Annotated in this window: 18 protein-coding genes; 7 read left to right on the plus strand and 11 right to left on the minus strand. The window is 67.3% G+C overall.

Annotated features, from left to right (window positions below):
- The 3 genes from A5701_RS09750 to A5701_RS09760 all read right to left on the minus strand — a co-directional run.
- Positions 1 to 279: phosphoribosylformylglycinamidine synthase subunit PurQ (locus A5701_RS09750; RefSeq protein WP_197504953.1), on the minus strand; the 279-nt coding region annotated here is incomplete at its 3' end.
- Positions 276 to 515, minus strand: a complete 240-nt coding sequence (purS, locus tag A5701_RS09755; RefSeq protein WP_067751830.1) for a phosphoribosylformylglycinamidine synthase subunit PurS — start codon at positions 513 to 515, stop codon at positions 276 to 278. The genes A5701_RS09750 and purS, both read right to left, overlap by 4 nt.
- Before the next feature lie 61 nt (positions 516 to 576).
- A complete protein-coding gene (locus tag A5701_RS09760; protein ID WP_197504954.1) occupies positions 577 to 1,254 on the minus strand; it encodes an ATPase in 678 nt (225 codons plus the stop codon).
- Between the two features lie 35 nt (positions 1,255 to 1,289).
- Here A5701_RS09760 and A5701_RS09765 point away from each other — a divergent pair, with 35 nt between their 5' ends.
- Complete coding sequence (locus A5701_RS09765; RefSeq protein ID WP_067751836.1) at positions 1,290 to 1,928, plus strand: MBL fold metallo-hydrolase; 639 nt, start codon at positions 1,290 to 1,292, stop codon at positions 1,926 to 1,928.
- A 19-nt stretch (positions 1,929 to 1,947) separates the two neighbouring features.
- Here the strand turns inward: A5701_RS09765 and A5701_RS09770 are convergent, their stop codons facing one another.
- Both A5701_RS09770 and A5701_RS09775 read right to left on the minus strand, forming a co-directional pair.
- A complete protein-coding gene (locus A5701_RS09770) occupies positions 1,948 to 3,615 on the minus strand; it encodes an FAD-binding dehydrogenase (RefSeq protein ID WP_067751839.1) in 1,668 nt (555 codons plus the stop codon).
- A 48-nt stretch (positions 3,616 to 3,663) separates the two neighbouring features.
- The gene (locus A5701_RS09775) at positions 3,664 to 4,368 is read right to left on the minus strand and encodes a DUF2334 domain-containing protein (protein WP_067751842.1); all 705 of its coding nucleotides are present in this window, start codon (positions 4,366 to 4,368) and stop codon (positions 3,664 to 3,666) included.
- A gap of 147 nt (positions 4,369 to 4,515) precedes the next feature.
- On the opposite strand from A5701_RS09775, the gene A5701_RS09780 reads away from it, so the two are divergent.
- Both A5701_RS09780 and A5701_RS09785 read left to right on the plus strand, forming a co-directional pair.
- Complete coding sequence (locus A5701_RS09780) at positions 4,516 to 6,135, plus strand: DHA2 family efflux MFS transporter permease subunit (protein ID WP_067751845.1); 1,620 nt, start codon at positions 4,516 to 4,518, stop codon at positions 6,133 to 6,135.
- Positions 6,136 to 6,336: 201 nt separating this feature from the next.
- Entirely contained in the window at positions 6,337 to 7,950 is a 1,614-nt protein-coding gene (locus A5701_RS09785; protein ID WP_067751848.1) for a DHA2 family efflux MFS transporter permease subunit, read from the plus strand.
- A 43-nt stretch (positions 7,951 to 7,993) separates the two neighbouring features.
- Here the strand turns inward: A5701_RS09785 and A5701_RS09790 are convergent, their stop codons facing one another.
- Complete coding sequence (locus A5701_RS09790) at positions 7,994 to 10,114, minus strand: S9 family peptidase (RefSeq protein ID WP_067751851.1); 2,121 nt, start codon at positions 10,112 to 10,114, stop codon at positions 7,994 to 7,996.
- On the minus strand, positions 10,111 to 10,998 hold the full coding sequence (locus A5701_RS09795; protein ID WP_067751854.1) for a phosphoribosylaminoimidazolesuccinocarboxamide synthase: 888 nt from the start codon (positions 10,996 to 10,998) through the stop codon (positions 10,111 to 10,113). Before A5701_RS09795 ends, A5701_RS09790 begins: the two co-directional genes overlap by 4 nt.
- Positions 10,999 to 11,062: 64 nt before the next feature.
- Between A5701_RS09795 and A5701_RS09800 the strand changes: the two genes are divergently transcribed.
- A complete protein-coding gene (locus A5701_RS09800; RefSeq protein WP_067751857.1) occupies positions 11,063 to 11,683 on the plus strand; it encodes a hypothetical protein in 621 nt (206 codons plus the stop codon).
- On the opposite strand, the gene A5701_RS09805 is transcribed toward A5701_RS09800, so the two are convergent.
- From A5701_RS09805 to purB, 3 genes are read right to left on the minus strand one after another with little or no spacing between them, the layout of a single operon-like run.
- Positions 11,648 to 12,667, minus strand: coding sequence for a tellurite resistance/C4-dicarboxylate transporter family protein (locus A5701_RS09805; RefSeq protein ID WP_067751859.1), 1,020 nt, complete (start codon positions 12,665 to 12,667; stop codon positions 11,648 to 11,650). The two genes, A5701_RS09800 and A5701_RS09805, sit on opposite strands and share 36 nt — an antisense overlap.
- Positions 12,664 to 13,911, minus strand: coding sequence for a cytochrome P450 (locus A5701_RS09810; RefSeq protein WP_067751861.1), 1,248 nt, complete (start codon positions 13,909 to 13,911; stop codon positions 12,664 to 12,666). Before A5701_RS09810 ends, A5701_RS09805 begins: the two co-directional genes overlap by 4 nt.
- On the minus strand, positions 13,908 to 15,326 hold the full coding sequence (purB, locus tag A5701_RS09815) for an adenylosuccinate lyase (protein ID WP_067751864.1): 1,419 nt from the start codon (positions 15,324 to 15,326) through the stop codon (positions 13,908 to 13,910). The genes A5701_RS09810 and purB overlap by 4 nt, the downstream gene beginning before the upstream one ends.
- A 229-nt stretch (positions 15,327 to 15,555) precedes the next feature.
- Between purB and A5701_RS09820 the strand changes: the two genes are divergently transcribed.
- Entirely contained in the window at positions 15,556 to 16,302 is a 747-nt protein-coding gene (locus A5701_RS09820) for a DUF429 domain-containing protein (protein ID WP_067751867.1), read from the plus strand.
- Here A5701_RS09820 and A5701_RS09825 read toward each other — a convergent pair.
- Positions 16,236 to 16,898 (minus strand): TetR/AcrR family transcriptional regulator, encoded by a 663-nt coding sequence (locus tag A5701_RS09825; protein ID WP_067751870.1) that lies wholly within the window; start codon positions 16,896 to 16,898, stop codon positions 16,236 to 16,238. The genes A5701_RS09820 and A5701_RS09825 overlap by 67 nt on opposite strands.
- 73 nt (positions 16,899 to 16,971) lie before the next feature.
- On the opposite strand from A5701_RS09825, the gene A5701_RS09830 reads away from it, so the two are divergent.
- Together A5701_RS09830 and A5701_RS09835 are read left to right on the plus strand one after the other, a co-directional pair.
- Complete coding sequence (locus A5701_RS09830; RefSeq protein ID WP_067751873.1) at positions 16,972 to 17,889, plus strand: alpha/beta hydrolase-fold protein; 918 nt, start codon at positions 16,972 to 16,974, stop codon at positions 17,887 to 17,889.
- Between the two features lie 172 nt (positions 17,890 to 18,061).
- Positions 18,062 to 19,113, plus strand: a 1,052-nt coding sequence (locus tag A5701_RS09835) for a gamma-glutamyltransferase family protein (RefSeq protein ID WP_067751876.1), incomplete at its 3' end; no start/stop codon positions are given.

Raw genomic sequence — 19,113 nt, forward strand, 5'->3', positions numbered from 1 at the left:
GAGCACCTGAAACCCGTTGCAAATGCCCAACACCGGCATGCCGCGGTTTGCGGCGGCCACAACTTCGCCCATCACCGGGGCGAACCTGGCGATCGCCCCCGCGCGCAGGTAGTCGCCGTAGGAGAAACCGCCGGGCACCACCACGGCGTCGACGCCCTTGAGGTCGGCGTCGGCGTGCCACAGGCTGACGGCCTCGGCACCGACACGCCGCGCCGCCCGGGCGGCGTCGACGTCGTCCAGGGTTCCCGGGAACGTGATGATGCCGATCCGCGCGGTCACCGGGTCTCCCGGCTGATCGTCCAGTCCTCGATCACGGTGTTCGCCAAGAGCGTCTCCGCTATGTCGGCGAGGACCGAGTCGTCAACGGTTTCGTCGACTTCGAGTTCGAACCTCTTGCCTTGTCTGACTTCTGAGATCCCCGGATGACCGAGTCGGCCCAGCGCGCCGACGATCGCCTGACCCTGCGGGTCGAGAATCTCCGCTTTGGGCATCACATGAACGACTACCCGGGCCACCGGCGCTCCTCCTCAGATTTGTCCCCGCGCCAACTCTACCGGCGAAAGTGCAGCTCGGCCGTCACGGGCACGACGCAATGTAGGCCTCGCACAGGGGGGCGGTCAACGCGTTCAGCACCGGGTCGTCGGCCATGGCGGGCCACGGAACCTGCGGCGGCGCCGACGACCAGAGCGTCAGCTCGGTGATCGTGCTGCTCGACGGGTGGGCGACCAGGTACGTGTGCATGACGATCGGACCGCTGATCACCGCGGCCATCCGGTTCGTTTCGTCGGTGGTGATCGACGGGGATTGCAGCGGCGTTCGCTGCTGGCAGGAGCGCAGCGCGGCGACGGCGGTGCTGAACGCCGAAGACGCGAGGGCGCCGCCGCTGGCCGTATCGCCGCGCCAGTGCAGGATCTGCGCCTGCAGCTGCCACTGCCCGTCGGGATGGGCGACGGCGGCGCGCGCCACGACGGCCGAGTCGCGGGGGTCCCGCGGCACCGGGGCTGTGGCGCACAGCTCCTCGAATCGGAATCGAGGCCCGGGCGCCGCGCCGGTAACCTGCGCCGCGAGCCCGGCGAGCGGGGGCCAGCCGTAAACGGAGTCCAGCGGCACGGCCCGGCGCTGGATCCAGGCGGAATCAGGGATCTGGTCGCACACGGGCGGGCAGGCCTGCGGCTCGGCATGTGCGGGCACCGCGACGATGAACGCCACCGCGAGGCCGCCGACCACCGCCATGGCCGCCAGGATCACCCGCATCGGCATCACTCTCCCGTCAGGGCACAATCGTAAACATGCAACTGACGCATTTCGGCCACTCCTGTCTACTTGCAGAATTCGACCACACCCGAGTGCTCTTCGATCCTGGGACTTTCGCGCACGGTTTCGAGGGCATATCGGGTTTATCCGCGATCCTGATCACCCATCAGCACCCCGACCACGTCGACGGCGCCCGACTGCCGGCCCTGCTCGAGGGCAACCCGGGCGCGGCGCTTTATGCCGATCCGCAAACCACCGCCCAGCTCGGGGCGCCGTGCCAGGCGGTGCACGTCGGTGACGAACTGCGGATCGGTGAACTGACGGTGCGCGCCGTCGGCGGCAAACACGCCGTCATTCACCCGGAAATCCCGGTCATAGAGAACATTTCGTTCCTGGTGGGCGACGGCGATCATCGGGCCAGGCTGATGCATCCCGGTGATGCGCTGTTCGTGCCCGACGAGCCGGTGGACGTGTTGGCCACCCCGGCAGCCGCCCCGTGGATGAAGATCTCCGAGGCCGTCGACTACCTGCGCGCCGTCGCACCGGCGCGCGCCGTACCCATCCACCAAGGGATCATCGCCCCCGACGCGCGGGGCATCTATTACGGCCGGCTCACCGAGATGACCACCACAGACTTCCAAGTGCTCCCCGAAGAGGACGCGGTCACCTTCTAGCGCTACCCCGTCCGGCGAGCTAGGCGATATCGTCGCCCACGCCGCGTCCGGCGGCCCGCCCAGAGAAGATGCAGCCGCCCAGGAATGTGCCCTCCAGGGCGCGGTAGCCGTGCACGCCGCCCCCACCGAACCCGGCCACCTCACCCGCGGCGTAGAGGCCGGCCAGCGGCGTTCCGTCGGCCTTCAGCACGCGGCCGGCCAGGTCGGTCTCTATGCCGCCCAACGTCTTTCGGGTCAGGATGTGCAACTTGACCGCGATCATCGGGCCCGCCTTGGGGTCGGTCAGCCGGTGCGGTGCGACCACCCGGCCCAGCCGGTCGCCCAGATAGCCGCGGGCGGCACGGATCGCGGTGATTTGTCCGTCCTTGCTGAATTTGTTGGCCACCTCGCGGTCGCGGGCGGTCACCTCGGCCTCGACGGTGGCGTAGTCCAGCGGCGCGACATCGGGCAGCTTGTTCATCGCGGTTACCAACTCCCGCAACGAGTTCGCGCTGACGAAGTCCACTCCCCGGTCGACGAATGCCTGCACCGGGCCCGGGGGCCCGGAGCGCGCCCGGTTACGTAGCAGCTCACGCAGGCTCTGCCCGGTCAGGTCGGGGTTCTGCTCCTGCCCGGAGAGCGCGAACTCTTTCTCAATGATCTTGGCGTTCAACACGAACCACGTGTAGTCATACCCGGATCTGGTGATGTATTCCAGCGTGCCCAGGGTGTCGAAACCCGGGTACAGCGGTACCGGCAGCCGCTTTCCGGCCGCGTCGAGCCACAGTGACGACGGTCCGGGGATGATGCGAATGCCGTGCAGCGGCCAGATGGCGTCGTAATTGGTGATGCCTTCGGTGTAGTGCCACATGCGGTCCGGGTTGATCACCCGGGCGCCGGCCTGCTGGGAGATGCCGATCATCCTGCCGTCGACGTGGGCAGGCACCCCGCTGAGTAGCTGCTCGGGTATGCGGCCCATGCGCTTGGGCCAATTCTTGCGCACCAGCTCGTGATTGCCGCCGATGCCGCCGCTGGCGACGATCACAGCGAGCGCGCGAAACTCGAATTGCCCCACGGGTGTTCGTGATGACGGCACGCCCCTGGGTGCGGCTGCGGGCTCCAGCACCGTGCCGCGGACCCCGGTCACCGCGCCGCCCTCGACGATCAACTCATCAACCCGGTGGCGGTGCGCGAAGCGCACCGTCGAGCGGTCCCGCAGCTGACGGGCGAAGATTTCGACCAACGCGGGGCCCGTGCCCCAGGTGATGTGGAAGCGGGGCACCGAATTGCCGTGCCCCTGTGCGTCATAGCCGCCACGTTCGGCCCAGCCCACCAGGGGGAAGATCTTCAGTCCCCGGTCTCGCAGCCAACGGCGTTTTTCCCCCGCGGCGAAGTCGACGTAGGCGTGCGCCCATTGGCGTGGCCAGTAGTCCTCGGGCCGATCGAACGCCGCGGTACCGAGCCAGTCTTGTAGGGCGAGTTCGTGGCTGTCGCGAATCCCCAGACGGCGCTGCTCGGGGCTGTCGACGAAGAACAGGCCGCCGAACGACCAGAATGCTTGCCCACCCAGGTTGGCGCTGCTCTCCTGGTCGAGGATCAGCACCCGCAGGCCCCGGTCCACCAGCTCGCAGGCGGCCACCAAGCCCGCGAGTCCCGCCCCGACGATGATGGCGTCGGCGCCGAACCCCCCGGCCGAAGAATCGCTCATGTCCGCCCAGGGTAGTGCCCGCGCCGAGCGGTTTGAGCAAACGCTTCGTCAGGCCGCGTCGAGAATGGCCTTGTCGCGCTGCCAGCGGTACACCGCCGGTGCGCAGCCGTGCATCAGCGACAGGTCGACGGCGTCGACCATGGCCTGCAGGGGCCCGGGCTTGCGCAGGTGGCGGGCGGCCACGGCCACCCGCACGACTCCGCCCCGGCGGGCGATCCGCTCGGCGGACAGCACCACCATCCGGCACCACCACGGTTCGGTGAGAAAGCCTTCCCCGATGCCCAACACGCGGGAGCGCACGGTGGTGTGCCGCACCAGGTCGGTGATCCCGTGCAGATCCGCGAGAAGCCGAAAGCCGTTGTCCGGCAAGGCTTTGACAACGCCCGGGGACACCACCCAGCCGGGCGCCGCGAACAGTCGGGTGCGCAGTCCTAGGTGCTCGAGCACCCGGTCGGCGGCCATCAGCCGCAAGTTGGCCTCATGGGCCCGCAGGATGGCGAATTCACCGCGGCGCTTCTTGGTGGCGGCATCGTCATAGCCGTGCAGCACGATCGCGTCACCACCGGACCTCCGGCCGGTCAGCCATTCGACGGTTCGCGGGTCGCGGTCGAGTCGGTAGTCACCGCTGAGCCGAGGGGCCACCAACAACGACACCGGGACATTGCGGGCATCCATCTGAGCGCAGAACGCCTCAACGTCGTCGAGGGTGCGTTCGCCTATCCCCGAGACCGAGACGATCAATTTTCCAGCCACACCCGCAGTTTGACGATCTCAGGTGTCGGAATGGTGAAGGACACGCAGACGGCAGGCGTATATCGAAACCGCTGGGCCGCTGGTCGCGCGGGATGCGCGCCACCCGAACGGGGTCCCGCGGGCTGACGGCGCTGGAATCGGTTCGATATGCTAAGCAACGCCATGGATCAGGCCCCTTACGTAGCGGCCGACACGCCGCTGCCTTACGACCCCGCCCCGCAGCTGGGCGAGGGCGAGCGGGAGTATCCCGACAAGCTCGACGCCGGCCTGTTGCGGATTTCCGGCGTCTGCATCCTGGCCACGGTCATGGCGATCGTGGACGTCACCGTCGTCAGCGTCGCGCAACGCACCTTCATCGACCAATTCGGGTCTTCCCAGGCCGTCGTCGCGTGGACTATGACCGGCTACACGTTGGCGTTGGCGACGGTCATACCGATCACCGGGTGGGCAGCCGACCGGTTCGGCACCAAACGGCTTTTCCTGGGCTCCGTGCTGGCCTTCACGTTGGGCTCGCTACTGTGTGCGTTGGCAGCAAACATGTTGCAGCTCATTGTTTTTCGGGTGGCCCAGGGGATCGGCGGCGGCATGCTGTTGCCCCTGAGTTTCATGATCTTGACCCGCGAAGCGGGCCCGCGGCGGCTGGGTCGGCTGATGTCGATCCTGAGCATCCCGATGCTGCTCGCGCCGATCGGTGGCCCGATCCTGGGCGGCTGGCTCATCGACACTTCGAGCTGGCGGTGGATCTTCTTGATCAACCTGCCGATCGGACTCGTCACCATCGCGCTCGGGGCGATCATTTTCCCCCGGGACCACCCGTCGCGTTCGGAAACCTTCGACGTCGTCGGGGTGCTGCTGCTGTCACCCGGCCTGGCCACGTTCCTGTTCGCGGTGTCGTCGATCCCGCGATGCGGCACCGTCGCCGACCGCCACGTGCTCATACCGGCCACCATCGGCCTGGCCTTGATCGCCGGGTTCGTCGCGCACGCGTGGCGGCGCGCCGATCATCCCCTCATCGATCTGCGGTTGTTTCGTAACCCGGTGCTCACCCACGCCAACGTGACGATGGTGGTATTCGCCGGCGCCTTCTTCGGGGCCGGCCTGCTGCTGCCGAGTTATTTCCAGCAGGTGCTGCATCAGACGCCGATGCAGGCGGGCCTGCGCATGATCCCCCAGGGACTCGGCGCCATGCTGACCATGCGTCTGACCGGGCCATTGGTGGACCGACGGGGGCCCGGCAAGATCGTGCTGGTCGGTATCGGGCTGATCACCGCCGGTCTGGGCACGTTCGCCGTTGGCGTGGCCAGGCAGGCGGACTACTGGCCCACGCTGCTGATCGGCCTCACAATCATGGGCCTCGGGATGGGCTGCACCATGATGCCGTTGTCTGTCGCCGCGGTGCAGGCGCTCACCCTGCACCAGATCGCCCGGGGCACGACGCTGATGAGCGTCAGCCATCAGGTGGGCGGATCGGTGGGCACGGCTTTGATGTCGATGATCCTGACCAATCAGTTCAATCGGAGCGAGAACATCGTCGCCGCGAACAAACTCGCGGCGTTGCAGCAGCAAGCCGCTGTCAGCGGGGTGCCAGTGAACCAGTCCGCGATACCGCCTCAGGCGCTGAATGCCGGCTTTTGGGACAACGTGGTGCACGACCTTTCCCGCGCCTATACGGCGGTATTTGTGATAGCCGTGGTGTTGGTGGCGTTCACGTTCATTCCGGCGTCTTTTCTGCCAAAAAAGCCGGCGAGCCAAACGGTGGGCCATTAGCAGGCATGACAGCGGCACCCGGGTGCACGTGGCTGGTCGGTTAAAACCCCAGGCAGTAGCCATGGTGCGACGCCATCCCGGGTCCAGTTCACGGGCCTGGGTATGGTGGTGAGCTGATATCGAACCAAGCCCAAACGGCAGATTAAGACGGGGGCCGAAGCAAACGTCTGAAAGGGTCCGCGTGAGGGTACGGGTACAGATATGCTCGGCAACGCCATGCAGAAGGCCGATTCCGTGACGTCCGACCCCCCGGTGCCGCGTGCCGCCACCGGGCAACCAAACGCGGATGAGCGTCAGTATCCCGACAAGTTAGACGCCGCACTCTTCCGTGTCGCGGCCGTCTGTGGGATGGCCACGATCATGGCGCTGCTCGATACCACCGTGGTCAGCGTGGCGCAACGCACCTTCGCCGCACAGTTCGGATCCACCCTCGCGGTCGTGTCGTGGACCATGGCGGGCTACATGCTGGCGTTGGCAACCGTGATTCCCGTCACTGGTTGGGCGGTCGATCGATTCGGCACCAAACGACTCTTCATGGGTGCGGTTTTTGTCTTCACACTGGGCTCCTTGCTGTGCGCGATGGCGCCGAACATCTTGGCGCTCATCGTGTTCCGGGTGATACAGGGGCTCGGCGGCGGTATGCTCATGCCGCTGAGTTCGATGATCCTGACCCGCGAGGCCGGCCCCCAACGACTTGGTCGCCTGATAGCGATCGGTGGGATTCCGCTGGTGCTTGCGCCAATTGGCGCGCCCATCCTGGGCGGCTGGGTGATTGACACCTACGGCTGGGAGTGGATCTTCCTGATCAACCTGCCCATCGGGATCACCACCATTGTCCTTGCGGCGATCCTATTTCCGAGAGATCGTCCTGAGCCGAGCGAAGCACTCGACTTCACAGGCGCGCTGCTGCTGTCGCCGGGGGTTGCGATTTTCCTGTGCGGGGTGTCGTCCATTCCCGGACGCCATACAGTAGCCGACCGCTATGTCCTGATACCGGTGATCATTGGCCTTGCCCTGATTACCGCGTTCGTACTACACGCCTGGTATCGCACCGATCACCCGCTCATCGACTTGAGGTTGTTGAAGAACCGCGTAGTCACGCAGGCCAACCTGACCCTGCTGGTTTTCACCGTCGGCTACGTCGGCGCCGGGCTCACGCTGCCTAGCTACTTCCAGCTGGTAATGAACGAAACCCCGATGCAGTCTGCGATGCGCCTTGTCCCACAGGCGCTGGGAGCCGCGTTGACCATGCCGCTCGCCGGCATCTATGCGGATAAGCGCGGCCCCGGCAAAGTCGTGTTGATAGGCCTTCCGCTGATAGCGGCTGGCCTGGGCATTTTTGCCTATGGAGTGGCCAGGCATGCCGACTACATGCCTACGCTGCTGGTCGGCTTGACGATCATGGGGCTGGGCATCGGCTGCACCACCGCCCCGCTGGGCGCTGCGGTGGTCCAGGCTCTTGCTCCGCAACAGATCGCCCGGGGTACGACCCTGGTCAGCGTCAACCTCGAGGTGAGTAGCTCAATCGGAGCCGCCCTGATGGCGGTCATCGTGACAACCCAGATCAGCCGCAACGACATCATCGCCGGAAAGGCGGCATCGTTGCCGTCAAACGCCGGCGGGCACGGGCCGTCGGCTGATGCCTCGGGAGCAGCGCACCAGGCTCTGCCACCCGACGTCGCGAGCGCTCTGTTGAACAACCTCACGCACGCGTACACGACGGTCTTCGTGCTGGCGGTCGCGCTGGTGGCCTTCACCATCATCCCTGCGGCTTTCCTACCGAAGCGTGCGCCGGTCCGACCGACCGACGACTAGGCCGTCGACCGCCGAACGACATCGGCGTGACGGGACCGCACGACTAGCCTTGGTCGGCGTTGGCGGCGGCCAATAGCCAGGCGTATTGGAAAGCGGTCTCCTGCCACGCCTTGTAGCGACCGCTGACTCCGCCGTGTCCGGCGTTCATCTGCGTCTTCAGCAGGATTGGACTGCCGTTGGCGTTGGCGTGCCGCAGTGCCGCCACCCACTTGGCGGGCTCCACGTAGTAGACCCTGGTGTCGTTTAGGGAAGTCATCGCCAGGATGGCGGGATACCGCTTGGCTTCGACGTTTTCATACGGCGAATAAGACTTCATGTATGAGTAGACGTCCTTGTCCTGCAACGGGTTTCCCCATTCGTCCCACTCGGTGACGGTGAGCGGCAAGGAAGGATCGAGGATGGTGGTGAGCGGGTCGACGAACGGGACCTGCGCGAGAATTCCGGCGAAGAGTTCCGGCGCCAGGTTGGCGACCGCCCCCATCAGCAGGCCGCCCGCGCTGCCACCCAGGGCCACCAGCTGACGCGGCCGAGTGACACCCGTGTCGACCAAATGCCTTGCCGCCGCTACGAAGTCGGTAAAAGTGTTTTTCTTCTCCAGCAGCTTGCCATGCTCGTACCACGGGCGGCCCATTTCACCGCCCCCGCGGACGTGGGCGATGGCGAACACCATGCCCCGGTCCAGCAGCGACAGCCGAGCAATGGAAAAGCTGGGGTCGGTGCATATCTCGTAGGCACCGTAGCCGTACAGCAAAGCCGGTGCGGGAAATTCGATACCGGTGCGGTGCACGATGGACACGGGGATGCGGGTGCCGTCGTCGGCGATCGCCCAGTCGCGCCGCTCCACATAGTCGGCGGTGCGGTAACCGCCGAGCACGGGTTGTTCGCGCAGCAGCGTGCGTTCACCGGTGGCGAAGTCGATGTCGTATACCCGTGCCGGGACGACCAGCGACCCTGCCCTGATCCGCAGCTTGGGCGCACGCCAGTTAGGGTTGCCGGCAAGACCGGCCGACATCAGCTCGGAGTCGAACGAAATCTCCTCAGGTTCGCCGTATTCCCCGCCGGCGGCGATGTCCCACACCTGGAGCCGGGGCAACGCCTCCCGCCGGTAGCTGACCACCAGATGGCCGGCGAAGGCGTCGACGCCGTCGAGCCGCACGTCGTCGCGGTGCGGGATGAGCGTGCGCTGCTGGGCCGGGTCGCTGACCGGCGCCTCGGTCAGGGTGAAGTTGACCGCGTCCTCGTTGTGCAGAATCAGGAACCGGTCTTGGCCGCCGACCACCGCGTGTTCGACCGCGTACTCGATGCCTTCGCGCCGTGGCAGCACCACGGTGAACGGGGCATGCGGATCCGCGGCGTCCGCGTACCGGTACTCAGAGGTGATCGAGGACCCCGATGCGATGAAGACGTAGGCCTCGCTACGAGTCAGCCCGACGCCGAGCCAAAACCGTTCGTCGGCCTCGTGATACACCAGTTCCGACGGTTCGCCGGAGCCCACGCGGTAGCGCCACACCTTATCGGGGCGGTGGGCCGCATCCAGGGTCAGGTAGTACACCGTGTGGTTGTCTGCCGCCCAGGTCGCGCCCGCCCCGATGTCGGCGATCTCGTCCGGATACAGCTCGCCCGTGCGCAAGTCCTTGAAGCGCAGCGTATAACGTTCGTCGCCGACGGTGTCGACGGAGTACGCCAGGAGGTTCCCGTCCAGGCTGACGGTGGCTGCACCGAGCGCGAAGAATTCGTGGCCCTGCGCCTCGGTGTTCGAGTCGAGCAGGATCTGCTCGCCGGGCACTTCGGTGTTCTCTTCCAGGATCGGCGGATCCCAGTCATCGGGATTGCTTATCGGGCAACGACATTGAACCCGGTATTGCTTCCCCTCAAAGGTACGGGCGTAGTACCACCAGTCCCCCTGCCGAGTCGGGACCGACAGATCGGTCTCCTTGGTACGTGCCTTGATCTCGGCAAAGATCTTCTGCCGCGACGGTTCGAGATCTGCCGTCATCATGTCGACGTACTCGTTTTCCGACTCGAGGTAGGCGATGACTTCGGGGTCGGACTTGTCGCGCAGCCATTCATAAGGATCGATGAAGACGTCCCCGTGATGCTCACGCCGGGTCTGCTGCCGCTTTGCGACAGGCGGCACGGGGGCTGCGGCCGAAGTCTCCGTCACGCGCCGATCCAGTCGCCAAAGCTCAAGCCGGAAATCCGTTCATAGGCGTCGATATAACGGCCGCGGGTGGCGTCGATGATTTCGTCGGGCAGCGGTGGTGGCGGTTGCGAGCCGTGGCGGTCCCAGCCCGACTCGGGGCTGGTGAGCCAGTTGCGGACGAACTGCTTGTCGAAGCTCGTCTGCACCACCCCAACCCGGTAGTCCTCGGCCGGCCAGTAGCGTGAGGAGTCCGGCGTGAAGATCTCGTCGGCCAGCAGCAGGTTACCGTCGTGGTCGGTGCCGAATTCAAACTTGGTGTCGGCGATGATGATTCCCTTCGTCAGGGCGTGATCGGCAGCCTGCACATAGGTTTGCAGCGTGCGGTCGCGCAACTGGTTGGCGCGGACCCCGCCCACCAAATCGATCACCCTGTCGAACGAGATGTTCTCGTCGTGGTCGCCCAGCGCGGCCTTTGTGGCCGGGGTGAACAGCGGCTCGGAGAACTTGCTGGCCTCGACCAGGCCGGGTGGCAGCGTGATGCCGCAGACCTTCCCGGTCGCCTGATAGTCCAGCAGTCCGGACCCGGTGAGGTAGCCACGCGCCACGCACTCCACCGGCAGCATCTCCAGCCGCCGCACCACCAGGGCGCGGCCCAGGACGTCCTCGGGGATGCGTGGGTCATCCGGTGGACCGGCCAGGTGGTTGGGCGCGTCGACCAGACCGAAGAAGAAGACGCTCATCGCGGTGAGGATCCGGCCTTTGTCCGGGATCGTGCTGTCGAGGACGTAGTCGTACGCCGAGATCCGGTCGGTCGCGACGAGCAACAGATGTTCCTCGTCGACGGAAAAGATCTCGCGGACCTTTCCGCTGGCCAGGTGCTGGTACTCGGACAGTGCGGGGCGCATCGGGTCAGCCTAACGGGCACCCGAAGGGGGGTCGCGTGTCGGGAGCTGTGCTGGGATCGAGAGTATGACCCCGCGGTTCTTGCCCTACTCCACCCGACCGGGCCGGCTGATGGCCCAACTGCTCAGCGACTTCGCCGTCGTTATGTGGACCGCTATCTGGCTGTTCGTCGGCCTGGCGGTTTACGACGCCGTATCCACCATCGCCGAGGCCGGCCGGCAGGTCGAGAGTGGCGCGCATGGCATCGCCGGAAACCTGGCGTCGGCCGGCCATGGTGCTCAGCACATCCCCTTGGTGGGTGACGCGGTCAGCCAGCCGCTGAACTCCGCCAGCCAGGCCGCGCTTGATCTGGCCGGCGCGGGCCATGACCTGGACTCGACGGCCAGCTGGCTTGCGGTCCTGCTGGCCATGGCCATCGCGGCTGTCCCGATCCTCGTCGCGGACGTGCCGTGGCTTCTCCTGCGGCTGCGGTTCTTTCGACGGAAATTGACGGTCACGGCCCTGGCCGCCACCCCGGCCGGCGAGCAACTCCTTGCCCTGCGGGCGTTGACGAACCGGCCGCCGGGCAAGCTCGCCGCTGTCAGCGCGGATCCGGTCGGTGGGTGGCGACGGGAGGATCCGCTCACCATCCGCGCCCTGGCCGCACTCGAATTACGGGCGGCCGGCATCTCGATTGGCGGCCGATAGCAGCGCGTGGCCGAGCAGCAGCAGCCCGGCCACGACCACAACGAGCCACGCCGCCAGGGCATCCCAGAAGAAGACCAGCGACACCGTCAGCAGCGATCGCTGCCCGATTTCGGCCGCCATGGCGTAGCTGGCCGCGGAATACATGCCCAGCGGGAACACGAATGCCCACCAGACGCCGGCGAACCGCAGCATGTTGGGCCGCCGGCTGATCCGGTGCAGACCGAAGTAGATCAGCGGCGGTATCCATAGGGTGGCCATCGCCCAGGTCACGACGGTCACGATACGCACGGGTGCGGTCAGCCAGGTGGGCGCCAGGGAGTGGATGTTGTCGCCGGCCAGGGTCGCAATCGCCATGCCGCCCATCAAGATCCAGGTGTCCGGCTCGAATCCGTCCCGGTCCTGTCGCTCATTGACGACCCGCCACAGGATCAGCCAGGTCATCAGTGCGTAGATGACGATGGCGGCCGCCCAGACAGCCACCGCCACCGCCAGCCACCAGCGCTCACCGGTCTGATAGGCCGCGCGGGCGATCACGATCGCCAACCCTGAGGTCCCCACGCTGCCCAGTTCCCACGCCCCATGGGCATCGTCTCGCAGCGCAACCCACCGGCGCGCGAACATGTTCCGCGCGCTCACGACGAGCAGCACCAGCCAGGAGCACAGCCCCACCGCGCCGAGCACCCGCAGCACCCACACGTTGGCCGACAAGCGGGTGTCGATCACCGCGCAAGCGGCGACGAAGGTGAAGAGCCGAAGGGTGACATCGGGGTCACTGAGGTCCCAGCGCAACGTCCGCCGCCTGCCGACAGCCGTTGTGCCCACCACGGCGATCAGAAACACCAGCCCCAGCGAGGCAATGACCCCCAGTGCGTCGCTGATCCAGTTGTAGTTGTGGTTGCGCGCGGCGATCGACAGGATTCCGGTCGCCATCACCGCGGCGAAGACGTCCGGTGTCGGCTCGACACCGGCGCCTCGGACCCTCACCGCTCCTCGAGGAGTTCCACGATCAGGTGCCGGATCCCGGTGTGCCGATTGCTGCGAGCCCATTCGACCGGCCGGACGACCCGCACTGCGCCGAACCGGGAGAACAGCTCCTCGTAGAGCACGCGCAGTTCCAGCCGGGCCAGATTGGCGCCCAGGCAGTAGTGCACGCCTTGACCGAACCCCAAGTGCGGATTGGGCTTTCGGGTGATGTCGAATTCATCGGCGCGATCGAATGCGCCGGGGTCGCGGTTCGCCGAGCCCTCCCAGACCTGGACCTTTTGGCCGGCTTGGATCGACTGGCCGCCGAGCGTGACATCGCGCGTGGCGGTGCGTCGTTTGGACGGCGACGGCGACGTCCACCGCACGATCTCCTCGACGGCGGTCGGCAGCGCGTCGAGATCCGCACGCAGGGCGCGCAATTGCTCCGGGTGACTGGCCAGCGCCAGCAGGCCGCCGGCGACCGCGTTGCGCGTCGTCTCCGCGCCGGCGCTGAACAACAGGCTGAAGAACAGGTAGAGCTCGAGGTCCGAGAGCGACGGCGCGTCCAGGTCGTCGACCGTCGCGTTCGCGACGACCGACAGCATGTCGTCGGTCGGCTCCGCCCGCTTCGCGGCGATCAGCTGCTGACCGTAGTCGTACATCCGCGACCCGGCCTCCTCGACCGACAGCTGAGAAAGGGACGCCTTGCGCGAACCGCCGAAATCGAACTGCGGCTCGATGGCCTCGAACAGCCAATGCCGTTCGGACTCGGGCACTCCCAGCAGAATGCAGATCATCTGCATCGGCAATTCGGCGGCGATGTCGACCAGGAAGTCGAACGGTTCGCCGGGCACCACAGCATCGAGCAAGCGGCGCGCCCGCGCCCGCAGATCGTCCTCGACCAGCCGGATCATTCGCGGCGTCAGCCCGGAGCTGACGAGTCTCCGAATCTGTGAGTGGCGCGGGTCGTCCATCATGTTGAGCACCTGGCCGGCGATCGCCAGATCCTGCAGGAGCGTGCCGCCGTACGGGCGCCCGCCGCCGGTGACCGAGGAGTATGTCGTCGGTTCCTTCAGCACCTCAAGGGTTTCCGCGTACGTGGCGACGGACCAGAAGCCCTCGCCGTCGGGCGTATTGTCGGTCGGCTCGTGCCAATACACCGGCGCCTCGCGGCGGTGGATGGCGAACAGGTCGTGCGGAAATCCGTCGGCGAAGTTGTCCAGATCGGTGAAGTCGATCCCCGCGAGCGCGCCGGCGAGGGTCACAGGATCGCGCCCGGAGCGTATTTGGCGGCGTCCGGGTAGCGGCTCACCAACGCGTCCACCAGCGCGGCGACCTCGTCCACCTGATCGCCGGCGGCGCCGATGAACGCCTTCTTGTCAGCCAGCGCGGCGTCCAGCGCGGCCCGGTCCAGCGGCAGCCGCTCGTCGGCGGCCAACCGATCCAGCAGATCGGGCTCCGCGCCGCGTTCCCGCATCGCCAGCGCCGTCGCGACCGCATGTTCGCGGATCACGTGATGCGCGGCCTCGCGGCCCATGCCGGCGCGGACCGCGGCGATGAGCACCTTGGTGGTGGCCAAGAACGGCAGGTAGCGGTCCAGCTCGCGGGCAATCACCGCCGGGTAGGCGCCGAACTCGTCGAGCACCGTCAGGAAGGTCTCGATCTGTCCGTCAATGGCAAAGAAGCTGTCCGGCAACGCAACCCGGCGCACCACCGAGCAGAACACGTCACCTTCGTTCCACTGGGCGCCTGCCAGCTCGGCGGCCATCGAGGCGTAGCCGCGCAACACGACCTGCAGCCCGTTGACCCGCTCACAACTTCGGGTGTTCATCTTGTGCGGCATCGCCGACGACCCCACCTGTCCCGGCGCGAACCCCTCGGTGACGAGCTCGTGCCCGGCCATCAGCCGGATGGTGTGGGCCATCGACGACGGCCCGGCGCCCAGCTGCACCAGAGCCGAGAGCACGTCGTGGTCCAGCGAACGCGGATAGACCTGGCCCACGCTGGTCAAAACGCTTGCGAAGCCGAGGAATTCGGCCACCCGTCGCTCCAGTTCGGCCAGCTTGGCAGCGTCGCCGTCCAGCAGGTCCAGCATGTCCTGGGCAGTGCCCATCGGACCCTTGATGCCGCGCAGCGGGTACCGGTCGATCAACTCGCGCAGTCGGGTCAGCGCGATCAGCGTCTCTTGCGCGGCAGAGGCGAACCGCTTGCCCAGCGTGGTGGCCTGCGCGGCGACGTTGTGGCTGCGTCCGGTCATCACCAGATCGCGGTAGGCCACCGCCCGCTCGGCGAGTCGCGCCGCCACCGCGACGCCGTGGGAGAACACCAGCTCCAGCGACCGCCGGATCTGGAGCTGCTCCACGTTCTCGGTCAGGTCGCGGCTGGTCATCCCCTTGTGCACGTGCTCGTGGCCGGCCAGCGCGTTGAATTCCTCGATCCGGGCCTTGACGTCGTGTCGCAGCGCCCGCTCGCGGTCGGCGATCGAGGCCAGATCGACGTCCTCGAGCACCCGCTCGTAGTCGGCGATCGCGTCCTGCGGGACGTCGACACCCAGCTCCGCCTGCGCCCGCAGCACCGCCAGCCACAGCCGGCGTTCCGCGACGACCTTGGCCTCCGGCGACCAGATCGCGACCATTTCCGCGCTGGCGTACCGGGTGGCCAGGACATTCGGAATGCTCACAGACATAGAGCTTACGATCGGCCCGTCCCGCCAGCCGGGTTGCGGTCACATTGGCCACACCAGCCTCCGTCGCGGCCCGGCCCACCGAGTGCCCGCCTCCGAGCGACAACAAGCGGCGATCGCCCACCGCCGGCCGAATTGTCGCTGCGAGGCGGGCACCTCGACCGATCCTCCCGAGGCGGTGACCCCTGTGGTCCGTGTGACGGGATGCGGTCCCATACTGGGCGGGATGTACTTCGCCGGCGTCGATCTGGCCTGGGCCGGGCGCAACCCGACGGGGGTGGCGGTCGTCGACGCCGGAGGCCACCTCGTGCACATCGGCGCCGCAGGCGACGACGTCACCGTGCTCGCCGCGTTGTCGCCATACGTGCGTGGACATTGCGTCGTCGCCTTCGACGCGCCGCTGGTGGTGACGAACCCGACCGGCCAGCGTCCCGCCGAAGCGGCGCTCAACCGCGACTTCCGCAGGTTCGAAGCCGGCGCCCATCCGGCCAACACCGCGAAACCGGAGTTCGCCGACGGACCGCGCGCGGCCCGATTGGCCAACGCACTCGGACTGGACATGGACCCGCGCTCGTCGGCGCCGCGCCGCGCCATCGAGGTCTATCCGCATCCGGCGACGGTGGTGCTGTTCCGGTTGGCGCGAACGCTCAAGTACAAGGCCAAGCCCGGCCGCGACGTCGACCAGCTCAGATCCGAGCTGCTCCTGCTGATGGACGGCATCGAGAGGCTTGCGCACGCCGCGGTGCCGTTAGAGGTGATGGGCCACGACGATTGGGGCCGGCTGCGCAGGGGCGTAACCACCGCCCGGCGCAAAAGTGAGCTGCGCCGGGCCGAGGATCCGATCGACGCCGTCGTGTGCGCCTACGTGGCCTTGTACGCACAACGCCGCCCAGCGGATGTGACGATCTACGGCGACTTCGCCACCGGGTACATCGTGACGCCATCGCTGCCCGCCGACCGCACGGGCCGTTGATCGATCGGCGCCAGCACGTCGATGAGGTCGACCACCGTACCCAGCGCCGCCGCGCGAGGATCGCGACCTTCGACCAAGGCTGAGACCACGGAACCGTCGACCGCACAGATCAGCGTGCACACCAGCTCGATGTGCACCGTCCGGCCCGATCGCTCGATGGCCTCGGCCACGGCCTCGGCGCGCTGCCGCAGACTGCGACGCATGGTCTCGCGCAACGCGGGCAGGCGGGTGCAGGCGATGTGCCGCTCGTAGCGCGAGATCAATTGGTCGCTGAGTCCCGGGTTGGACACGTCGCCGACGAGCAGGTCGACCAACACCTCGGCGATGGTTTCGGGACCGCGACGCCGACGGGAAAGTGCGGTAACCCGCGACCGCAGCTGCGCCACCTCGATCATCGCGATGTGTTCGACGGCGCGCGCAATCAAATCGTCAAGGGACGAGAAGTAATACGTCGTCGACGCCAACGGGAGTCCGGCGCGCCGAGCGACAGCGCGGTGCCGCACGGCCTCGAAACCGCCCTCGGCAAGCAGCTCGGCGGCGGCGCTGACGAGCGCATACCGTCGACGTTCTCCCTTGGGAGTAACTGCTGCCGTCACGAGTAGCCATCGTGCCAGTCAAAGTGGTACTGCATTGCCATTTCCGCCAAACGGCCCGCTAAACGAACATGGCATGATGGCCCGCATGTCCGACCTGAGCCGCCGCGCCCTGCTGGGCCTCGGAGCCAGCGCGGCCGCGGGCGCAGCCGGCACTTATGCCCTCGACATCCTGTTCAAGCCCCGCCCTTCCCAGGCCATGCCGCTGTCGCCCGCGGGCACCCAGGCGCCGCTGGCGCCGCCACCTCCTCCGCCTCTCGAACCGGCGCCGCCGGGTCAGGCCGCGCCCACCATGGTGACCGGTTCCTTCGTTTCGGCGGCGCGCGGCGGAATCAACACCAACTGGGCCATCGCGCGTCCGCCCGGCCAGACCAAGGCCCTGCGACCAGTGATCGCGCTGCACGGTAAAGGCAGTGATGCGTCGACCGTGATGGCCGGCGGCGTCGAACAGGGTCTGGCGCAGGCCGTCAACGCGGGGCTGCCGCCCTTTGCGGTGGTTGCCGTGGACGGCGGGGGCAGCTATTGGCACAAGCGGGCCTCCGGCGAGGACAGCGGGGCCATGGTGCTCGACGAGCTCATACCCATGCTGGGCACCCAGGGCCTGGACACCTCCCGGGTGGCGTTCCTGGGCTGGTCGATGGGCGGCTACGGCGCGTTGTTGCTCGGCGGCCGGCTGGGTCCCGCGCGCACAGCGGCCATTTGCGCGGTCAGTCCCGCACTTTGGCTGTCCTCCGGCGCGGCTGCCCCCGGCGCGTTCGACGGGTCCGACGACTTCGCGGCGAACTCGGTGTTCGGAATGCCGGCGCTGGCGTCGATTCCCATTCGGGTCGATTGCGGTGACAGCGATCCGTTCTACGGTGCCACCAAGCAGTTCATCGCTCAACTGCCCCATCCGCCGGCGGGCGGCTTCTCACCCGGCGGGCACAACGCGGAGTTCTGGAGTTCGCAACTGCCGGCCGAGCTCACCTGGATGGCGCCGCTGTTGACGGCCTGAGGCCGGTTGTCGTGGGCCCGCGTCACGTCAGTCACTGCCGCACCAGCAGCCGGGCCGTCGGCGAATCGCGAATGAAATATCGCATGCGCTATCAAATTCGGGACGAGCGCAATGCCTTTCGCAGGCGGGACTTCCGTTGGGTCCGCTCGATACCTCGTGCGACGATCGCAAGGTGACCGCACCATTCGACTGGGATCTCCCTTACGCCTGGCCGCGAAAGCCCATCCTGGCGGAGAACGTTGTGTGCACGTCACAACCGCTGGCCGCCCAAGCGGGCCTTCGGATGCTGGCCGAGGGCGGAAGCGCGGTGGACGCGGCCGTCGCCACCGCCATCGCCCTGACGGTCGTGGAGCCGGTATCCAACGGCATCGGCTCGGACGCCTTCGCCATCGTCTGGGACGGCCGGCGATTGCACGGGCTGAACGCGTCGGGCCGCTCGCCCGCGGCCTGGACCCCGGAATTCTTCGGCGGCAAGGCCGTTCCGGCGCTCGGCTGGAACGCGGTGACCGTGCCCGGCGCGGTGTCGGCGTGGACGGAACTACATGACAGGTTCGGCAGGCTTCCGTTCGAAAGGCTCTTTGAGCCCGCAATCGACTACGCGCTCAAGGGTTTCCTGGTCTCGCCCACGGTTGCCGACCAGTGGGCGGCCCAAGTGCCACTCTTCGAAAAGCAGCCCGGTTTCGCCGAGGCGTTCATGCCAGCCGGGCGGGCACCGAAACCCGGCGAGGTGTTCAGGTTTCCCGAGCAGGCCGCCACGCTGGAGAAGATCGCCGCGACCAAGGGTGAGGCGTTCTACCGCGGGGAGCTGGCCGAGCGACTCGAGGCGCACGCGCTTGCCAACGGCGGCGTGATGCGGACCAGCGACCTGGCGGCTCACCGAGCCGACTGGGTGGGCACCATCAGCGGAACCTACCGCGGGTACACCGTTCACGAGATCCCGCCCAATGGGCAGGGCATCGTGGCGCTGATCGCGCTCGGGATCCTCCAGCACTTTGACATGTCTTCGCTGCCAGTCGATTCGGCCGAGAGTTTGCACCTGCAGATCGAAGCGCTCAAGCTGGCGTTTGCGGACGCGCAGGCATACGTCTGCGACATCGACCACATGCGGGTCCCGCCGGAGCACCTATTGGACGCGGAGTATCTGAGGCAGCGGGCCGGCCTGATCGACCGCCGTCAGGCGAAGCCGGCGTCGGCGGGCACTCCCCGCGGCGGCACCGTGTACCT

Source organism: Mycobacterium sp. E3305 (assembly GCF_001666785.1).
Classification (GTDB): Bacteria; Actinomycetota; Actinomycetes; order Mycobacteriales; family Mycobacteriaceae; genus Mycobacterium.